The organism is Peribacillus sp. FSL P2-0133 (assembly GCF_037975445.1).
GTDB classification, from domain to species: Bacteria; Bacillota; Bacilli; order Bacillales; family DSM-1321; genus Peribacillus; species Peribacillus simplex_E.
Window position 1 is genome coordinate 4,079,882 of the sequence record NZ_CP150254.1, and the last position, 16,842, is coordinate 4,096,723.

Consider the following 16,842-nt stretch of genomic DNA (forward strand, 5'->3'; position numbering starts at 1 on the left):
GTGTTTTTTAAGTGAATATAGAATAGGGGGAACTTGCCCCCTATTCACATAAGGTATTATGGATTGATTTTTGTCTTGAACGTTTGTTTGCCATCTACATATTCCAAGATGGTCGCCGATTTGATCGGATCATGATTTTCATCAAGGTTCAGTGTTCCGGAAACTAATTGAAGATCTTTGACATCTTCCAATGCTTGTCTGATTTTTTCGGGAGAAGCATCTCCAGATCTCTTGATGGCATCGGCCAGGTAGTACCCAGTGTCATAGCCAAGTGCGGCAAAGGCATCCGGTGTTTTATCGTATTCCTTTTCGAAGGCTGCAACGAAATCCTGGATTTTAGCATCTTCATCTTCCGGGGAATAGTGATTCGTGATATAAGTATTTTTTAAAGCTTCCGCTCCGGCAATTTCAACGACCTTCGGGGAATCCCAGCCGTCCCCACCCATGAATGGAAGGTCTATGCCGTCTTCACGTGCCTGTTTTAAGATCAATCCGACTTCTTCATAATAACCAGGAAGGAAAACGAACTCCGGTTTTGCGGATTTGATACGTGTCAATGTAGAGCGGAAATCAGTATCTTTCGTTACATAAGCTTCTTCTGCCACGATTTTACCGCCCTTGGCAGTGAACGCTTCTTTAAAAGCTGCGGCCAGTCCTTTAGAATAATCACTTGCGCTATCCACATAGATCGCAGCCGTCTTTGCCCCTATTTCGTCAGATGCGAAATTGGCTGCCACCGTACCTTGGAATGGATCGATAAAGCAAGTTCTGAACACATAATCATTTAATTTTCCAGCTTTGTTGGTAATGTCGGGATTTGTTGCAGTTGGTGTGAGTAGAGGAACTTTATTATCCTGTGCGACTTGAACCTGTGCCAATGTATTCGTGCTTGTCGCAGATCCGACTACAGCCACAACCTTGTCCTGGCTGACTAACTTGATCGAACCGCTTGTAGCTTCTGCTGCATCTGATTTATTATCAACCTTAACGATTTCCAGTTTTTTACCGTTGATGCCCTCTTTATTAATCTCATCGATGGCCAGTTTCAGACCATCTGCAGCCGATTGGCCGAATGATGCCGTACCTCCAGACAATTCAAGGTTGGCCCCAATTTTAATTGTGTCACCAGATTTTGATGAACCCCCGCCTGAACTGCTAGTTTTCGAGTCGCCGCTACAACCTGCCAGCGCCCCTGCAACCAATGAAAGTGATAGAAACACTCCTGCTAGCTTTTTCTTCTTCATTTGAAACCCCCTTGTTTTGTGTGTTCTTTTAAACAAATAGAATATCTGAATAAAAATAATATTCTGAAAATAGTGTATCTCATTCTTTCGACCCCGTCTATATGATATGGATAAAAAAGTTATTAAAAGGGAATATCTACTATTCGACACAAAAAAACTGACCCTTTATAGAGTCAGTTGATTTTTATCAATCGTTTACACGGCGAACTTCAATGTCTTTCAATATATCATTGATCACCCAGCTTGCTGCAATTAAACCCGCAACGGATGGAACGAAAGCATTCGAAGACGGAGGCATTTGGGCTTTACGGATTTTTGCCTCATCATTACCGACTTCTTTTCGGACATCCTCACGAATGACAATAGGGCTCTCGTCGGAGAAAACAACGGGAATTCCCTTTGTTATGCCCTCTTTACGCAATCTAGTACGAATGACCTTGGCAAGCGGATCGGTATGCGTTTTGGAGATATCGGCAATTTGAAAACGCGTCGGGTCCATCTTATTAGCGGCCCCCATGCTTGAAATCACCTTAATATTCCGTTTCAGGCATTCCTTCATCACATGGATCTTATAAATGACCGTATCCGATGCATCTATGACATAGTCCAGGCCATAACTGAAGAATTCTTCAAACGTCTCTTCTGTATAGAACATTTTAAGTGCGATCACTTCGCAGTCGGGATTGATGTCTTGAATGCGATTTTTCATCAATTCCGCTTTCGGTTGACCGACTGTAGATAATAGAGCATGGATCTGCCTGTTTACATTTGTGATGTCGACATCGTCTTTATCCACAAGAATAATACGGCCTACCCCGGAACGTGCCAATGCTTCGGCTGAAAATGAACCAACGCCTCCTACCCCCAGGACAGCAACGGTCGTGTTTTTCAGAATATCGATTCCTTCCTTGCCAATTGCCAATTCATTTCGTGAAAACTGATGCAGCATATATATTCAACTCCAATAAATTCTGTTCTTATTTAGCTTTCCAATTAACAATATATCATAAACATCATTAATGACAAGCGAAATATGAGCAGTCTAATCGGAATTGGTGCACTAGGTCATTTTTGATAATTTTTGAATGACGGTTGCCAATAGAAGGGTTCTTTCCGTCAGACTTGGAATTTCCATATACTCCTCTTCACTATGTGCATTGCCTCCAATTGGCCCGAGTCCATCCACTGTCGCGATTCCCAAATCAGAAGAGATGGAAGCATCCGAACCTCCACCCGTGGCAGTATCCGTGATTTCGATGCCAATTTCCTTCCCAGCCTGACGGATTGTCTCTAAAAGCAAGTTCGTTTTCTCATTTTTTTCCATGGGGGACCGGTCCATTTTCCCGCTTAATGTCGTTATCGTTCCTGAAATATAGGTTTCAGCACAGATATTTTTCAGTTGCTTGAGGATGATGCCTTCCTGCCTTTTTTCCGAAATCCGCACATCCACAAAAGCAGCCGCATGGGAAGCGATCATATTGACAGCGGAACCTCCTTCAATCATGCCGACATTGACGCTGATTCCTTTCTGTTGATCATTCAATTGGTGTAAGGCGATGATCTTATGGGCCAATTCTTCAATTGCACTTCGTCCCTTTTCCGGTTCGATTCCTGAATGGGCGGCCACCCCGACGATATCCACTTTAAACTGACCGCAGCCCCTTCTTGCCGTGACAAGCGAACCGTCCGTCCTAGCCGGTTCAAGAATTAACGCGAACTTCTTATTAGCCGCTTTTTCCGATATGAGTGAAGCGGACGACGGAGATCCGATCTCCTCATCACTATTAAGAATGATTTGGATATGCTTATAGCCTGTCTGCCCCGTCTGTTTCAAGCAAAGGATCGCATAAAAAAGCTCAACCAAACTGGACTTCATATCCGCTACACCAGGACCGTATGCCCGACTTCCTTTCACTTTAAAAGGACGTTTTTGCGCTGTGCCTTCCGAAAAAACCGTATCCATATGGGCGACGAGCAGAATATGCGGTTGTTGCGCATCACGATGCTGGATGACCAGCTGATTGCCATAATTCTGATGCTCAACGGTATTCACAATAAAATCCAGACTTTCAAATTTAGTTTTTAAAATCGAACCAATTTCATCAATACCCTTTTTCGTATGAGAACCACTATCTATATTCACTAGCCGCTCCACTAATTGAAGCATTTCCATCCTCTTTGCATACAATAAATCTTTCAAAGCCCTCACTACTTTCTATCCTTGGCTGACTATTGCTCAACCTTACTATAATTTACGAATCTATATTGCGGAATGTTACTTAAATGGGAATATTTGAAGTTTATTCGATGTTTTTTGGGTTTTTTCGTTAGTTTGGGGTATTTACTCGTGAGTTTGGCTTGATTACTCGTGAATTTGCGTTTACTCGTAGATTTGGGCCATTTACTCGTGAATTTACGCAGTTTACTCGTGAGTTTGCGTAGTTTACTCGTGAGTTCGCGACATTTACTCGTGAATTTGCACTATTTACTCGTGAATTAATCCATCAAGTTTATAAGCTCTATTTTTAAATTGCCCCGAATAAGGCAATTCCAAAGCAGATAGCATCCGTTGCATGATATCAATTGAATCGATTTGTAAAAAGAGCCGTGCTTGTTTATTTGTTATATTGGGTTTTATGAGGAGAGCAAAATCACGAAGAGTTTGAATGTGGGCATCTTTCGCGGCGTAATAACATTGACTGCATGACCATTTGCCCCAGTGATATTGCATATGGGGAGCAGAGCATTCAGGACATTGAACGCTTTTGAGCAGATCTTGCTCATCAATTTGATACAATTCGAGTATATCAGGATTATGCGGAGTGTTTTTATGCAGAATCGTGTTCGAAAGTCTATTGCTCTGCCTTTGGGTTAATTGCTCAGAAGGATACTTTTCTTCAAGGGTGTGAATTTTGGTAATCAGAGTTTCTTTTCCCGTGATTTTTTTGAAAATGGGGGTAAAACCTGGGGTAGTCCTGATGATGGTATTCGAGTTTGCATTGGCAATGAGCGTTTCAATCGGCAGCGAGGGGAATTTGTGAAAAGTAAGCCAATCATTTAATCGGGATTTTTGCACGTCAACCTGGATTAGCGGATCCAGATATGCCTGTTCCTGTCCATCTTTTGTCCGAATCAATTGGGGATAGGTGCGGTCAAAATAGAGCGTTCCGGCAAAATTTTTCACTTCAATGATGATACAGTAATTCCGGGTGAATATTAGGAAATCCATTTGAAAATAACGGCTCCCATCGGGGCTTAATCTCAAATCATGAAATACACAATATTCTTTCGGAAGATTCTTCAGCTCTTTTCCGATACTCAGCTCCCCGTTATATCCTGTACGGATTTTTTGGAAATCGTTCCTGATTCTTTCCTGTTTTGGATGATTTGCTGATAGCCTCCTGCTTAATGCCTCCAGTTTGAGCATTTTCATAGGCATTTCACACGGTTTTAGCATCCATTCATCAACTCCTTCTACTTTAGCTTCTATGTAAATGCCCTTTTTTCCTGCTAGGATCTGAAATCAGACGTTTTACCGGGAGTTCGCTCTGTTTAATTCATGGGATTTGTAGCTTACTCGTGAGTTTGCGCCATTTACTCGTGAATTTGGGGTATTTACTCGTGAATTCTCGCCATTTACTCGTGAGTTTGCGTTTTACTCGTGAATATAAGCAGTTTACTCGTGAATTTGCACTATTTACTCGTGAGTTCGCGACATTTACTCGTGATTTTACGCAGTTTACTCGTGAGTTCGCACCATTTACTCGTGAGTTAACTGTTTTGACGCACAAAAAAACCCATGTTGTTTAACATGAGTTGCTTTGTAAGGTGTAAGAGTCCCAATTGTGCCGTTTACGCCTTTGTTTTGAACCCGCTCTCCGCAGGTGGGTGCTCGGTTCCTCGCGTTTGTAAGTCCTCTTCGAGGGAGGCTTTTACGCGGCCAGGAAACTAGTGCTCCCGGTAACTATAAGTGTTCGGTCAAAACTTATAGGTTAAAGAACGAACACATCAGGACTCTTACTTATTGAAGACATCATATCATAATGCTTAACTCTGTTTCAAGAAAAAACACCTAGGTATTTTTTCATATTTTTGCCAAATGAATTATTTTTTAAGTGCAGCAAGTCTTAGGTTAAGTTCGGCCAATTGCTTGTCACTTACAGTACTCGGTGCGTCAACGAGCAGGTCGCTTGCGCTTGCTGTTTTCGGGAACGCGATGGTGTCGCGAAGGTTCGTGCGGCCTGCGAGCAGCATGACCATGCGGTCCAGTCCAAGGGCGATCCCGCCGTGTGGAGGCGTTCCGTATTCGAATGCATCCATTAGGAAGCCGAATTGTACGTTTGCTTCTTCTTCGGAGAATCCGAGTACTTTGAACATTTTTTCCTGAACGTCGCGTTCGAATATCCGCAGTGATCCGCCGCCAAGTTCGTAGCCGTTCAGTACAAGGTCATATGCTTGTGCACGGACGCTTGCTGGGTCTGATTCCAGTTTGTCCATGTCTTCACGGAATGGCATTGTGAATGGATGGTGTGCTGCATAGTAGCGTCCTTCTTCTTCGTCATATTCAAATAATGGCCAGTCCGTCACCCATAGGAAGTTGAATTTGCTTTGATCGATCAAGCCTCTTTCTTTACCAAGCTTGTTGCGAAGTGCTCCAAGTGCATCAGCGACTATGCCTTTCTTATCCGCGACGAATAAGATTAAATCGCCCACTTCAGCTTCCAATGCAGATACTAATTGCTCTTGATCTTCTGCGAAGAATTTGGCGATCGGCCCTTTTACTCCGTCTTCTTCAACTTTCAGCCATGCAAGGCCTTTTGCACCGTAAATCGCTGCAAATTCAGCCAATCCATCAATATCTTTACGGGAATAATCCGCATTTCCGTCCTTAACGACGATCGCCTTAACTTGTCCGCCGTTTGCAACAGCGCCGGTGAACACTTTGAAATCACTGTCCTTGACGATTTCGGAAACATCTTTAAGCTCCATTCCGAAACGTGTATCCGGTTTGTCGGAACCGTAACGGCTCATTGCTTCATTGTATGTCATTCTAGGGAATGGCAGTGTTACGTCCAATCCTTTTACTTCTTTCATCACTTTAGCCATCATGTTTTCAGCGGTGTTAATGATATCTTCTTGGCTCATGAAGCTTGTTTCAATATCGATTTGCGTGAATTCAGGCTGTCTGTCAGCACGTAAGTCTTCATCACGGAAACAGCGGGCAATTTGATAATAACGTTCGAAACCGGATACCATCAATAGCTGCTTGAAGATTTGCGGTGACTGCGGAAGTGCATAGAACTCACCTTCGTGTACACGGCTAGGCACTAAATAATCACGTGCTCCTTCAGGTGTACTTTTAGTTAAGATAGGTGTTTCGATATCAAGGAAGCCTTCACCGTCCAAGTAATCACGGATCGCTTTTGTTGTTTGGTTACGCATTTTCAACGTTTCGAACATCGCTGGACGACGCAGGTCCAAATAACGATATTTCAAGCGGATGTCTTCTGATACATCCGTTCTTTCATCAATGATGAATGGAGGGGTCTTTGCTTCGTTTAAAATTGTAACGTTTTCAGCTTGAACTTCGACGGTCCCTGTTGTTACGTTCGGATTGAAGTTGGCTTCATCACGTTTGATGACTGTTCCTTGGATATCAAGGACGTATTCATTACGGATCTTTTCGGCTGTGGCCAGCGCGTCTGCCGAGATATCCGGGTTGAAAACGACTTGGACGACTCCGCTTCTGTCACGTAGGTCGATAAAGATGACCCCGCCCAAATCCCGGCGTTTTTGTACCCATCCTTTTAATGTTACTTTTTCACCAATAGCTGCTTCTGTCACTTCACCATTGAAGTATGTTCTGCCAAACATGGTATTTCCCCCTTAAGCCTGTAGCTTTTTGAATTGTTCAACGAATGTAGCAAGTTCCATTTGGACTTGTTCACCGGTTTCCATGAACTTCACATTGATTTTATTATTTGCCAATTCATCATCCCCGAGTGTCGCCACATATCTTGCTTCGAGGCGGTCGGCTGATTTGAATTGTGCTTTCACTTTACGGTCTTGATAGTCTTTTTCGACGGTAAAACCGGCATTCCGCAATTGATGGGCAAGTTTGACGGTATAATCCTTGGCTGTTTCACCTAATGAAACAAGATAGCAGTCAATTCCCTTTTTGATCGGAAGCTCGATGTTTTCTGCTTGGAGGGCAGCAATCAGGCGTTCAATGCTAAGTGCAAAGCCGATTCCGGGTGTTTCCGGTCCGCCAAGTTCTTCAGCTAGCCCGTTATAACGGCCGCCTCCGCAAAGGGTAGTGATGGCGCCAAAGCCTTCTGCATCACTCATGATTTCAAATGCGGTATGATTATAGTAATCCAAGCCCCGCACTAGGGTCGGATCTTCAACGAAGTCGATTTCCAAATCGGTTAAGTGCTGTTTCACCTTTTCGAAATAAATACGGGATTCATCATTTAAATATTCAATGATGGAAGGAGCCGTGTTCATCAATTCGTGATCGTGATCCTTTTTACAATCCAGGATACGCAAAGGATTTTTTTCGAGACGGTTTTGACAATCGCCGCAAAACTCGCCGATGCGAGGTTCGAAATGTTTAATTAACGCATTGCGATGCGCTGTCCGGCTTTCCTTATCACCAAGGCTGTTGATCACAAGTTTCAGCTTTTTCAAACCAAGTTCCTTGTAAAGGTTCATCGCAAGTGACAGAACCTCTGCATCGATTCCGGGATCCTTACTTCCTAAAGCTTCGATGCCGAATTGAACGAACTGGCGGAACCGGCCTGCTTGCGGACGTTCGTAACGGAACATCGGCCCGATATAATAAAGCTTGACCGGTTGATTGGCCCACCCGAACATTTTGTTCTCGATATATGACCGTACAACCGATGCGGTGCCTTCCGGACGAAGGGTCAAGTTCCTTTCACCGCGATCTTGAAATGAATACATTTCTTTTTGTACGATATCGGTTGTATCCCCTACACCACGTAAAAATAATTCCGTATGCTCAAAAATCGGTGTGCGGATTTCTTTATATTGGTAACGTTGACAAATCTCACGCGCTGTGTTCTCGATATACTGCCAAATTTCCGTTTGGCCAGGCAATAAATCCTGGGTACCTCTAGGAATCTGAATAGACATGTGTGTTTCCTCCTTTAAAGCAAGACGCCCTTTCTGATACGGCGCTATACTGATTTTTTCCAAACAAAAAACTCCCGCCCCTTGTAACTTATCCGTTACAAGGGACGAGAGTTTGGATATCCCGTGGTGCCACCCTAGTTGAAGCACAAAAAAAAGTGCCCCCGCTCAAAAACAGTTAACGCCTGTTTTACGTCCATCTCCTATTAAGTAAATCCGTTCGGAGTGAAGCCTACGGAGGGTTCTTTCATTAAGTCATCATGTGGAATGCTTTCAGCCTCGGCATTTCCTCTCTTTTCATGTGTTTCTTAATTACTCTTCTCCATCATTGGTTATTGCAGTAATGAGTCTGATATTTTATAATCATACGGACGTTAACATCAAATGTCAAGGCAGACTGAGGATTTTGTCGCATTTTATTGGTTCAAACGTTTTTTCAAATTTTTGATCGTCCGGACATTGACCCCGAATTCGGATGCCAATTCAACAAGGTTTGCGCTTTGTTCCTTTTGAATGAAATCGTGAAAATCGACGCCCAGTACTTGATTGCCTCCGCTTAAGCTCGTTTGATCTTTTTCGCTGAATTTCATGTAGTTTCCCTCCTTGAGTTATATAAGCTCTATTCTTTCCTAAAAAAAATGTTTTTTGCACAGGGGAAGAGGGAAATTTTCATTGAACGAGAATACATACTTATAGACATTAAAAGGGAGAGACAACTTATGAAGAAGAAATCGGGTTTATTCGGCCTGACACTGATGCTGATATTCTCAGCGATTTTCCCCGTCAATCACGCTTTTGGAAAAGATGAAGGGGAAAATATCGTGACAACCCAAGTGGTCAATGTCCGTGAAGGTGCAGGCCTCAGTTTCCCTATCGTAAAAAAACTGGAAAAAGGGGACTCGTATCCTATTCTGAATGAAGATGGCGACTGGATCGAAATCCGGATTGGCGCCGGCAAAACGGGATGGGTTGCCAATTGGTTAGTGGAGAAACAAACGGGTTCCGATACCAACAAGGTCAAAAAGGAATCCGGACAAGGCATGATAACAGGCAGCTCCGTCCGCGTCCGTACAGGTCCCGGCACTACATTCCAAACGGTTGGATCCTTGAGTAAAGGAACGGCTGTTGACATCATTGAAAAGAATGAAAATTGGATAAAGGTCAAAACGGCGGATATCGAAGGCTGGGTCTCATCTGACTACTTGAAGCTTCCCGCCTCATCAGGAAATGCAGCGAAGAAAGATTCAACTAAGGAAGAAGAAACGAATCAATCCGTAAAAACCGGTGTAACATTGGTGGACCGGCTCAATGTCCGTTCGGAACCATCGACAAGCAGTGCCTCGCTCGGAAAGCTGAATAAAAATACGTCAGTGACCGTTTACAGGGTTGAAAATGAATGGGCTGAAATTGATTTCCAAGGAGTCCGCGGTTGGGTAGCTGAACCTTACATACAAGTAAGCGAAGATAAAGATGATATAAAAAATGAAACGGCAGGCGCCACTGCAAGGGTGACCGCTGCGGGATTAAATGTCAGGAAAGAAGCCTCTCTCTCAAGCAAGGTCATCGGTTCGGTGAACAAGGATGAGACTTACGCCGTGCTGCAAACAAAGGGTAATATGACACAGATAAAGCTCTCCGGTTCAAAAAAGGGCTGGGTCGTGAATTGGTACCTGGAAAAAGAGAATGTTGAAAAAACGGCGAAGGAAAAAAAGGTTGATGTAAAAGGAAACAAGATTACCATCATTCATGATGGGACGATCCTTAGGAGTGAGCCTGATGGCAACTCAGAGATTGTAAAGCAGGCCAATGCAGGTGAAACGTTCTCCGCATCAGGTATGGAAGGCGACTGGTATTCCGTTAAACTTAAGGGCGGAAAAACAGCTTATGTGGCCGGATGGATCGTTACGATCGAAGGGAATCCCGAGCAGATCCAACGGCCTGGCGTTGAGAAATACTTAAAGGATAAAACCATTGTGATCGATCCCGGACATGGCGGAAGGGATAGCGGTACAATCGGCGTCGGTGGAACACTTGAGAAAAACCTGACGACTCGAACGGCAGAATTGCTGCGGGACAAACTTCAGGCGGCAGGAGCTAAAGTGATCCTGACCAGAAGCGGAAATACTTATGTTCCACTCCCTTCCCGGGTCAGCACTTCACATATACATAACGCGGATGCTTTCATCAGCCTCCATTATGATAGCACCAAGGACCAGATCACCAGCGGGATAACAACATACTACTATCATGACTATCAGCGTGCATTGGCGGCTACACTGGCCAATTCACTCGGTTCTACCATGCAGGTGCCCAATCGTGGAACACGTTACGGGAATTTTCATGTTATCCGTGAAAATAAACGGGTAGCTACACTCATTGAACTAGGTTATTTAAGTAATCCAGTGGAAGAATTGACGTTAACATCAAATGAGTATCAAGAAAAAATCACATCAGCCATCTATAATGGATTGGCGCGGTATTTTAAATAAAAAGGAGAAAAGCCAGCTTCGCATCAAAGCTGGCTTTTCTTCTCTTACCCCAAAAAAATAACCTGCCGCAGCAGGTTATTTTTTGCTTTCAAGTATTAATGTAACGGGACCGTCATTAGTAAGCTGAACATCCATCATGGCACCGAATTGACCTGTTTCCGTATGGACGCCTTTCTTGCGGAGTTCCTCGTTAAATGCTTCATATAATTCATTCGCCTCTTCAGGACGGGCGGCGTCCATGAAGTTGGGTCGACGGCCTTTACGGCAATCGCCGTATAAGGTGAATTGTGAAACTGATAAAATCGAACCTCCCACATCCAATAGTGAATGGTTCATCTTTTCATTTTCATCTTCAAATATTCTTAGATTGACAATCTTATCGGCCAAATAGGCGGCGTCATCGATGGTATCCCCATGGGTGATACCAACCAACAGGACGAGACCGCTGTCGATTTGCCCGATTATTTGGTCAGCGACAACGACTTTTGCCGCTTTGGAACGTTGTAAAACAACACGCATGGCAATAAAAACTCCTTAGTTCATTATCCTTCTGACGGAATAAACATCTGAAATTTGTTTTATGCGGTCGACGACCTTTTGTAAATGGGCAATGTTATGAATATAAATCGACATGTGAATGGTCGCGACCTTATTCCTGTCGGATTTACCCGAGACCGCTGAAATGTTGGTCTTGGTTTCATTGACTGCTTGCAGCACTTCGTTTAATAAGCCGCGACGGTCATAGCCGCTAATTTCAATTTCAACGATGTATTCCTTGCGTTCGTTAATCGTACTTTCCCATTCAACCGGTACGAGGCGATGATCCGCATCCCCGCTATCCAAGTTCGGACAATCTTGTCTATGAACTGAAACTCCACGGCCTTTAGTTATATAACCAACGATTTCGTCCCCTGGAACTGGGTTGCAACAGCGTGATAAACGGATAAGCAGGTTATCAATCCCCGGTACCTGTACGCCTGAGTCACGTTTTTTAGATGTATTGGAGAAGGTTTTCAGATCGGCTACCGCTTCAGAAATATCTGCTTCTTGCTCGACCATCTTCTGCTTACGCCATTTTTCGGTAAGGCGGTTAGCTACCTGAAGGGCTGTTATTCCGTTATATCCGACTGCTGCATACATATCCTCTTCATTCAGGAAGTTGAATTTATCCGCAACACGCCTGATATTCTCGGCAGCCAGGATTTCCTTCAGGTCGAACTCCATATCCTTGATTTCCTTTTCAACAAGCTCTTTGCCTTTTTCGATATTTTCTTCCCGGCGCTGCTTCTTGAAAAATTGGCGGATTTTATTTTTCGCTTGAGATGTTTGCGTTAGCTTAAGCCAATCCTGACTTGGACCATATGAATGCTTCGAGGTTAAGATTTCTATGATGTCGCCAGTTTTCAGTTTATAATCCAGCGGTACCATTTTCCCGTTCACTTTGGCACCAATCGTTTTATTTCCGATTTCCGAGTGAATCCGGTAAGCGAAATCAATCGGGTTGGATCCTGATGGCAGTTCGATGACATCGCCTTTTGGAGTGAAAATGAATACCATATCAGAAAAAAGATCTATTTTAAGGGATTCCATGAATTCCTCAGCATTAGTCGCATCATCCTGGAATTCAAGAATTTCCCGGAACCATGTCAATTTTTCTTCCAGTGAAGGCTGTTCACCAACATCTTTTCCCTCTTTATAAGCCCAGTGCGCGGCAACCCCGAACTCGGCAATGCGATGCATATCGGAAGTACGGATCTGCACTTCCAGCGGATCGCCTTTCGGTCCGATCACCGTCGTATGGAGCGATTGATACATATTCGGCTTCGGCATCGCGATATAGTCTTTGAATCGGCCAGGCATCGGCTTCCAGCATGTATGGATGATCCCTAAAACGGCATAGCAATCTTTTATGCTATTGACGACGATCCGAACTGCAAGCAAATCATAAATTTCGCTGAACTGTTTATTCTGCAAAGCCATTTTGCGATAAATGCTGTATATATGTTTCGGCCTGCCGGATAGGTCAGCCTTAATGTTGACTTCCTCAACGTTTTTACGCACTTCATCAATGACTTCTTCTAGATAGTTTTCACGTTCTGCACGTTTCTTCTTCATCAGGTTGACGATTCGGTAATACTGCTGAGGATTCAAATACCTTAGTGCAGTATCTTCCAGTTCCCATTTAATCGTGCTGATACCAAGACGATGGGCAAGCGGTGCGAAGATTTCCAACGTCTCGTTCGAAATCCTTCTCTGCTTTTCCTGCGGCAGATGCTTCAATGTCCGCATATTATGCAGTCTGTCCGCTAGTTTAATCAAGATAACCCGTATATCCTGGGCCATCGCCACGAACATTTTCCGATGGTTTTCCGCCTGTTGCTCCTGCTGTGATTTGTATTTGATTTTCCCTAACTTGGTCACGCCATCCACAAGCATGGCGACTTCAGGACTGAAATTTTCTTCAATATCCTTCAAAGTGATCTCCGTGTCTTCAACAACATCATGTAAAAAACCTGCCGCAATGGTTGCAGGGTCCATTTCAAGATCAGCCAGAATGCCCGCCACTTGAATCGGATGAATAATATACGGCTCTCCCGATTTACGGAATTGTTCTCGGTGAGCATACTCTGCATACTTAAACGCTCTATAGATAAATTCAGCTTCTTCCGGCTGAAGATATAAGCTGGCCCGTTCCACAACCTGCTCGGCAGTCAATATTTGATCATTAGCCATTTAATCACCTTAACCCCACTTTAACTGCCACCGGATATGATCCGGATTGAGTATGATTGGTAGCACTTCCCTTTATTCTGCAAAACGTGACAAATTTTGCGAAAAAAAATAAATCCGCTTAAACGGATAAAAGTGCAAATAAACTTATTAGCAGAAAAACTCTTTATTATTACTATTATCGAAAAAAAAGGCAAGGATGTAAAGAGTTAAACGAGTATTTTATTAAGAATAGTGCATTTTTTCACTGGAAATTCGACAAAATCCAGCTAAAATGAGTAAAAACAGAAAAAGAGCACCCTGGTAAGAGTGCTCTCGTTTATTAAAAGCTCATTAATGTCAAGACATCATAGCCGTCTAATTTATCTTTACCATCCAAGTCGGTCAATTCAATAAGGAATGCAATCCCGGCTACAATTCCGCCAAGCTGTTCAACCAATTTGATCGTCGCTTCGATTGTTCCCCCGGTAGCAAGCAAATCATCCGTGATCAAGATACGCTGTCCCGGTTTAATGGCATCTTTATGGATTGTCAATACATCCTTGCCATATTCTAAACCATATTCGACCTTTATCGTTTCACGTGGAAGTTTTCCTTCTTTTCTCACTGGCGCAAAGCCCACTTCCAATGAGTATGCGACTGGACATCCGATAATGAATCCGCGTGCTTCCGGCCCTACCACCAAGTCGATATTTTTATCGCGTGCGTACTCGACGATTTGGTCTGTTGCGTATTTATAAGCTGCGCCGTTATCCATTAATGTTGTAATATCTTTGAAGACAATACCCGGTTTTGGCCAGTCTTGCACAATTGTTACATATTGCTTTAAATCCATTGCTTTGTTTCCTCCTCAAGGTCTGTTGCCTCATGAACTAAATAATGATTGAACCAATCGAATAATTGCTGATAGGAAGAATAAACAAGCTCTTGTTCAAGCTCAAATTGCTCTTTCTTTCTTGTATACGATTCAGATTCACTGAGATCGCGTTTTTTCGCATTGGTTGTGAGCATAATTAACCCATTCTCTATTGTAACAAAATCAAGCTCAAAAAACACCTTAGAAATGAATTCCACGGTATCTCTTGACCAGCCGCGATATTTGGCCAGGTCATCACCATATCTTTTCACGTCGAGCGGACCCTTTTTGGCAAGGAAGGCATAGAACCATTTAAAATGATCCCTTGTTGGCATCGTACTTAAGAAATGGTCCTGTTCATGGGAAAAGTGAGCGTAGATACGCGAAGGGTTCTTATTGGCAATCACCCGTTTCAAATATTCCCTGGACGGCGGCATGTCCATAAATGCCAAATGACCTTCGAAGCAGTCGAGCTGCTCTGCATCCAGTTCATTCTTGATATGAACAAGATCTGGATGGTTTTGCAAAAATGGGTATCTGCGATAAATATCTTCCGAGAAAATGACGATCTTCCGGTTTTGTACTGGAATGTCGGCAAGCCACTTCTCTGCCTGTCCCTTGCCGCGGTAATCGAATAACTGCCAATGGTTTACCGAGACATCCTGGACAAAGATCTGGGGCTTTTTCATATTATTCCACTCATTGATGGAAAGCTCACCAATAACCGAGACTTCAGCGTGCGGAGCTATTTCATCGACAAAATGACCGAGACCGAAGCCCACGCCGTCAAGTTTATGATTTTCACCATCTTCCAGCTGGACCTTCAAGTGATTTTGGTTGGCACCAATTTTGCGGACACTTGAAAGCTGGACGGAATCTATCAATATCTTCGGCTTAGGATTCGTAACCCCAAATGGCGCCAGCAAGCTCATTTCCTGAATCGTTTGAATGGAAACTTCAGCTAAAGTCGTTGCCCCGTCCAAGTTTGTAATGGGTGTGAAGTCCTCTTCGTTCAGTTGTTCCTTCGCAATCAAGTTCATGCGGTCCCTGAGCTCCTGAACATCTTCAATTTTCAAGGTCATTCCAGCAGCCATCGGATGTCCACCGAAATGAGGCAGCATTTCACGGCAGGCGGAAAGACTTTGAAATAGATCGAAACCGGCGATGCTCCGAGCAGAACCTTTAGCTAATCCCTTTTCCCGGTCATAACTCAATACAATCGTCGGCCGGTAAAAGCGTTCAACAAGTTTAGAGGCCACAATCCCCACAACTCCGGCGTTCCAGCCTTCCCTGCCGATGATGAGCACTCCATTGGACTCCGGCGGGTAGTTTTCCTCGACTTCAGCAATCGCTTCTTCCGCCATTGCCGCAACCATTTCCTGTCGCTCTTTATTGATATCATTGATTTCATTGGCAAGTTCCGTCGCTTCTTCCAGACTTTGTGACATCAATAAATCGACAGCAGGATCGGCATCTCCAAGGCGCCCGACAGCATTGATCCGCGGTGCCATCGCAAAGCCGATCGATTCTTCATTCAATGCTTCCTGCTGAACATTCGCCACTTTCATTAAGGCAACAAGTCCCGGGCGGCGCGTCAAACGTAACTGCTCGATGCCTTTCGCAGCAATAACGCGGTTTTCCCCTTGTAAAGGCACTAAATCCGCTATCGTGCCGATTGCCGCTATCTCAAGCAAATCCTCAGGCAATTCCCCAAGCAAGGCGTGTGCCAGCTTAAATGCGACCCCTACTCCGGCAAGCTCTTTAAATGGATAGGAACTGTCCTCAAGTTTAGGATGGATGATTGCCAATGCCTCAGGCAGTTCCGGTCCCGGTTCATGGTGGTCGGTCAAAATATAATCCATGCCAAGCTCGCCGGCAAGTTTCGCTTCATCGACTGCAGAAATTCCGGTATCGACGGTTATTAATACCTTCACCCCTTGCTCGGCTGCAAGGCGGAATGCCATCGGATTCGGACCATATCCTTCTGTAAACCGATTCGGGATATAAAAGTCAACATCGGCCCCCAATCTCGTCAGCGCCGTCATCATCACTGTCGTCGATGTCACGCCATCCGCATCATAATCACCGAATATACGTATTTTTTCTCCATTTTGAATCGCTTCTCTTATTCTATATACTGCTTTATCCATATCCTTCAATAAAAATGGATCATGAAAAGTTTGATTTTTTACAAATAAAAATGATCGGGCACTTTCAATCGTATCCAGGCCTCGATTCACAAGCAGGGCTGCAACCAAAGGTGTTATATGAAGCTCTTCAGCTAGTACAGCAACTTTGTTTTCATCGGCAGTTCGTAAGTTCCACCGGGTTTTTGGCTTTAACATTTATTCACCCCTCAACTTACTCA

Annotated in this window: 12 protein-coding genes, 1 other RNA gene and 1 other annotated feature; of the genes, 1 reads left to right on the forward strand and 12 read right to left on the reverse strand. The window is 43.9% G+C overall.

The features are described 5' to 3' along the window. Nucleotides 1-56 precede the first annotated feature (56 nt). The 8 genes from MKY17_RS19630 to MKY17_RS19665 form a co-directional block, all read right to left on the reverse strand. Nucleotides 57-1,244, reverse strand: a complete 1,188-nt coding sequence (locus MKY17_RS19630) for an ABC transporter substrate-binding protein (RefSeq protein ID WP_339200435.1) — start codon at nucleotides 1,242-1,244, stop codon at nucleotides 57-59. Nucleotides 1,245-1,431: 187 nt separating this feature from the next. Further along, complete coding sequence (locus MKY17_RS19635) at nucleotides 1,432-2,193, reverse strand: tRNA threonylcarbamoyladenosine dehydratase (RefSeq protein ID WP_034308767.1); 762 nt, start codon at nucleotides 2,191-2,193, stop codon at nucleotides 1,432-1,434. A 111-nt stretch (nucleotides 2,194-2,304) separates the two neighbouring features. Continuing rightward, on the reverse strand, nucleotides 2,305-3,453 hold the full coding sequence (locus tag MKY17_RS19640; protein ID WP_339200438.1) for a M20 family metallopeptidase: 1,149 nt from the start codon (nucleotides 3,451-3,453) through the stop codon (nucleotides 2,305-2,307). A gap of 276 nt (nucleotides 3,454-3,729) precedes the next feature. Beyond that, a complete protein-coding gene (locus MKY17_RS19645; protein WP_339200440.1) occupies nucleotides 3,730-4,701 on the reverse strand; it encodes a nuclease-related domain-containing protein in 972 nt (323 codons plus the stop codon). Nucleotides 4,702-5,076: 375 nt separating this feature from the next. After that, nucleotides 5,077-5,262: non-coding RNA, 6S RNA (gene ssrS, locus MKY17_RS19650), on the reverse strand. An 86-nt stretch (nucleotides 5,263-5,348) separates the two neighbouring features. After that, nucleotides 5,349-7,118 carry an aspartate--tRNA ligase gene (gene aspS / locus MKY17_RS19655; RefSeq protein WP_339200442.1) on the reverse strand — a complete coding sequence of 590 codons (1,770 nt, stop codon included), beginning with the start codon at nucleotides 7,116-7,118 and terminating at the stop codon, nucleotides 5,349-5,351. A 12-nt stretch (nucleotides 7,119-7,130) separates the two neighbouring features. Next, a complete protein-coding gene (hisS, locus tag MKY17_RS19660; protein WP_339200444.1) occupies nucleotides 7,131-8,402 on the reverse strand; it encodes a histidine--tRNA ligase in 1,272 nt (423 codons plus the stop codon). 97 nt (nucleotides 8,403-8,499) lie between these two features. After that, nucleotides 8,500-8,737: a binding site (T-box leader), on the reverse strand. Between the two features lie 78 nt (nucleotides 8,738-8,815). Next, nucleotides 8,816-8,989: a hypothetical protein gene (locus tag MKY17_RS19665; protein WP_034308777.1), complete on the reverse strand. Its 174-nt coding sequence runs from the start codon at nucleotides 8,987-8,989 to the stop codon at nucleotides 8,816-8,818. Nucleotides 8,990-9,118: 129 nt separating this feature from the next. On the opposite strand from MKY17_RS19665, the gene MKY17_RS19670 reads away from it, so the two are divergent. Beyond that, nucleotides 9,119-10,888, forward strand: coding sequence for an SH3 domain-containing protein (locus MKY17_RS19670; protein ID WP_339200445.1), 1,770 nt, complete (start codon nucleotides 9,119-9,121; stop codon nucleotides 10,886-10,888). Nucleotides 10,889-10,963: 75 nt separating this feature from the next. On the opposite strand, the gene dtd is transcribed toward MKY17_RS19670, so the two are convergent. The 4 genes from dtd to recJ form a co-directional block, all read right to left on the reverse strand. Beyond that, nucleotides 10,964-11,407: a D-aminoacyl-tRNA deacylase gene (gene dtd / locus MKY17_RS19675; RefSeq protein WP_098369662.1), complete on the reverse strand. Its 444-nt coding sequence runs from the start codon at nucleotides 11,405-11,407 to the stop codon at nucleotides 10,964-10,966. Between the two features lie 15 nt (nucleotides 11,408-11,422). Continuing rightward, a complete protein-coding gene (locus MKY17_RS19680; RefSeq protein ID WP_098369661.1) occupies nucleotides 11,423-13,621 on the reverse strand; it encodes a bifunctional (p)ppGpp synthetase/guanosine-3',5'-bis(diphosphate) 3'-pyrophosphohydrolase in 2,199 nt (732 codons plus the stop codon). 319 nt (nucleotides 13,622-13,940) lie between these two features. Further along, a complete protein-coding gene (locus MKY17_RS19685) occupies nucleotides 13,941-14,453 on the reverse strand; it encodes an adenine phosphoribosyltransferase (protein WP_061464220.1) in 513 nt (170 codons plus the stop codon). Further along, nucleotides 14,444-16,819, reverse strand: a complete 2,376-nt coding sequence (gene recJ, locus MKY17_RS19690; RefSeq protein WP_339200448.1) for a single-stranded-DNA-specific exonuclease RecJ — start codon at nucleotides 16,817-16,819, stop codon at nucleotides 14,444-14,446. Before recJ ends, MKY17_RS19685 begins: the two co-directional genes overlap by 10 nt. Between the last annotated feature and the right edge of the window lie 23 nt (nucleotides 16,820-16,842).